Below are 3,006 nucleotides of genomic sequence, written 5' to 3'. Positions count from 1 at the left end.
ACTGCGGCTCGTACTGCGGCTCGTACTGCGGCTCGTACTGCGGCTCGTACTGCGGCTCGTACTGCGGCTCGTACTGCGGCTCGTACTGCGGCTCGTACTGCGGCTCGCGACCAGGCGCGCTCAAGCACGCAGGCGCGGTCGACCTTCGTCGGGTACGGCGAAGGTCGCACGCCACCCGGCGTCGTACCGCCGGGTCACGCGACTGCGGGCGATCCGCGCGATCCCGTGCAGGTGGACTGCGTCTGCTGGGGCTGCGTGTGTGCTTGCGGCTTCTGGGCCTCGCGAGCGCTCACGGCTCGAGCACGCGCTCGACCTTCGTTGGTACTACGACGGTCACACGCTGCCCAGCGTCGTACCATCCGACCACCGTCAGGCTGACTCGCTCGGGGCACCGACCTGATCCGCGCCGACTCGCTCCCGGCGCCAGCCCGATCCGTGCAGCCCGATTCGTGGCCGTTTGGGGTGCGGAGGAGCTACGGGTTGTGGGGTGCCCGGAGACGCTCAGCCGCGCGTGTCGTTAGGCGCGGACGAGGGTGGCCCAGAGGTGGGGCTGGAGGGCTTGGCCTTCGGCGGCCATGTCGTAGGCCCAGAGGAGCTCGCCGTTGACGAGGCCGTACAGGCGGTGGCCGGCGGTGACCTCTTTTGCGGTGACGGTGCGTGCGATGACGTCCGTCTGCAGTTCGATCTTGGCGCCGTCGATGTCGCCGTACCAGATCTCCGCGATACCCGTCGGGTGCGCCAGGATCACCTCGACCTTGTTGTCCGGCTGCGGCCGCCAGAACCCGGTCTCGACCGCGAGCGGACGCTCCTTGGTCCCGTCCTCGCCGACGACGAACGTCTGGCTGACGTAGTGCAGGTACGGCTTCCCGTTGTGGCTGAAGTCGATCTGCTGCCCGAACTCGAACTTCTCGATCGTCGGGTAGTCCCCGTGCCCGCGACCCTCCCACCGCCCGAGCAACCACGCCAGCGGCATCAGGTCCGGATGCAGATCCTGCGGAATCTCGAACGCCATCGAATCACTCAGCCCGCGTTGCGGCCGCGATACAGCCGATAGACAACAAACGCCGAGAACCAGCCCATGAACACACAGACCAGAATCAGCAACGAGGTAAACACAACATGCAACACGCCCACCACTCTAAAGGATCCCCGCCCACCCCCACCCCACCCACCACGTGACCTCCCGCACCAACCCCACCCGCCCCACCTGCCGGGCTCGGCCGGGGGTTCGGTCGGTACGCCGGCCGCCGCCGAGAAGTGGTCCGTACGCCAACCTGCCCGGACCCAGCCCGTACGCCGACCCCACCCGGACACGGTCCGTACGCCGACCCCACCGGGATGCGGTTGGTACGCGAGCCCTCTGGGACCCGCTGGGTACGGCGCCCCGCTGGGGTTGGCTGGCATCAGCCAGCCCGTCGAGTCCGCCAGGATCGGCCAGGCCCGGCCGGTTCGTCGATGCCCGCCGACTCCCGCCTAGGTTCGACCCGGACCGCCACCTGTCGGGTTCGGCCGGGGTTGGGTGGTACGCCGGCTCTCGCCGGTTCGGTTGGCGTCGGGCTGTTCGCCGGGCTTGGGCGGGGCTGGACGGCCAACTGTGGGGCAACGGGCGGCTGGGGTCGGCTAGCGTGGCGGGATGGGTCGTACGTTGGTGATCAAGCTGACTGCAGGTGCCGAGGAGGCCGAGCGCGCCAACCAGGCCTTCACTGTCGCCGCTTCGGCGGTCGCGGCGGGTGCGCAGGTTTCGCTCTGGCTGACCGGCGAGGCGGTTTGGTTCGCCGTACCTGGACGTGCGGAGGACTTTGAACTCCCTCACGCTGCCCCGCTCGCCGACCTGCTCACCGCAGTACTCGAGGGCGGTCAACTCACCGTCTGCACCCAATGCGCCAAACGCCGCAACCTCACCGAACCCGACCTCCGCCCCGGCACGCGCGTAGCCGGAGCCCCCACCTTCACCGAAGAGATCCTCGCCGAAAACGCCCAAGCAATCGTCTACTAGGCACCACTACAACCACCGGCAGGTGGCGCCAAGCAAGAGCCGAGGATCCTGGCGAGGCGCAGTAAACTCCGCGCCCACCACCGGACCTGAACGCCGGCCCAGTCGCCGCCCGGCCAGGTGATGCAGGCTGGCCAGGTGATGCAGGCTGGCGGCGGGCTCCTGCAGGATGTCATCCGGTGGACTCGATGAAACGCAACGGTCCCCCGCCGTGGTTGTTGGCGGGGGACCGTGCGGGTGGGTGGTTAGCGTTCGCGGCCGCCGTCGTCTCGGCCTCGGTCGTTGCGGGAGCGGTCTTGGCCGCGTTGTTGGGAGGGGGTGCCGGGGCGTTCGCTGGTGGCTACGCCGCCGCCTTCGCGGCTGGTTGCGCCGGCGGCGGGGGCGTGGCCTTGCTGGGTGCGCGCTAGCGTGTCGCGCTCGCCCGCGGAGATCTGGCCGCCTGGCTGGTTGGGACCGCTTTGCGCGCGCTGTTGGTCGAGCACCGGTTCCTCGGGCGGTCGCCACTGACTCTGCGCTTGGCCTTCCTGGCCCTGACCCTGTTCGTCGGAACCTAGGGCGGCGCTCTGGTCGACGCCGGACTGCGCGGCGTTGCCAACCTGCTGCGCATTCACCTGCTGGCCGGCCTGGTTGGGAACCTGGTCACCTGCCCCTTGCTCAGGCGCCTGGACCTGCTGCCCTTGCTCGGCCACCTGCGCAGGCTGCGGCTCAACGACCTCCTGGTCCTGCCCGGAGACGTCCTGCTCCTCACCGGTTACCTGCTGGCTCTGCGTCAGATCGGCCTGCTGCTGGTTGTCGGCGCCGATCGTCTGATTGCGCACGGCACCGTCCTGGTCGACGAACTCGCCGCCCTGGTCCAGGCCCGTGTCCTGCTGCTGGTTCTCGGCGCCGATCGTCTGGTTCTGTACGGCACCGTCCTGGCCGACGAACTCACCAGCCTGGTCCACGCCTGTGTCCTGCTCGTTGTCAGCGCCGATCGTCGAGTCGCGGAGTACGCCGTCCTCGTCCAGGAGCCG

The 3,006-nt window shown here is 69.3% G+C and carries 4 protein-coding genes; 2 read left to right on the top strand and 2 right to left on the bottom strand.

Translation table 11 applies throughout. The annotated features are described in order from the left end of the window. Window positions 1-400, top strand: a 400-nt coding sequence (locus ACFWUU_RS32865) for a hypothetical protein (RefSeq protein WP_380181333.1), incomplete at its 5' end; no start/stop codon positions are given. A gap of 117 nt (window positions 401-517) precedes the next feature. On the opposite strand, the gene ACFWUU_RS32860 is transcribed toward ACFWUU_RS32865, so the two are convergent. Then, complete coding sequence (locus tag ACFWUU_RS32860) at window positions 518-1,012, bottom strand: FABP family protein (RefSeq protein WP_380181331.1); 495 nt, start codon at window positions 1,010-1,012, stop codon at window positions 518-520. Between the two features lie 621 nt (window positions 1,013-1,633). On the opposite strand from ACFWUU_RS32860, the gene ACFWUU_RS32855 reads away from it, so the two are divergent. Beyond that, a complete protein-coding gene (locus tag ACFWUU_RS32855) occupies window positions 1,634-1,996 on the top strand; it encodes a DsrE family protein (RefSeq protein ID WP_380181329.1) in 363 nt (120 codons plus the stop codon). Window positions 1,997-2,238: 242 nt separating this feature from the next. On the opposite strand, the gene ACFWUU_RS32850 is transcribed toward ACFWUU_RS32855, so the two are convergent. Further along, window positions 2,239-3,006 (bottom strand): hypothetical protein (locus ACFWUU_RS32850; RefSeq protein ID WP_380181327.1); only part of this gene is annotated, 768 nt, incomplete at its 5' end.

Source organism: Kribbella sp. NPDC058693 (assembly GCF_042715335.1).
In the GTDB taxonomy this organism is placed as follows: domain Bacteria; phylum Actinomycetota; class Actinomycetes; order Propionibacteriales; family Kribbellaceae; genus Kribbella; species Kribbella jiaozuonensis.
The sequence above is the reverse complement of the archived record's forward strand: the minus strand, read 5'-3'. Positions and strand labels throughout refer to the sequence as shown.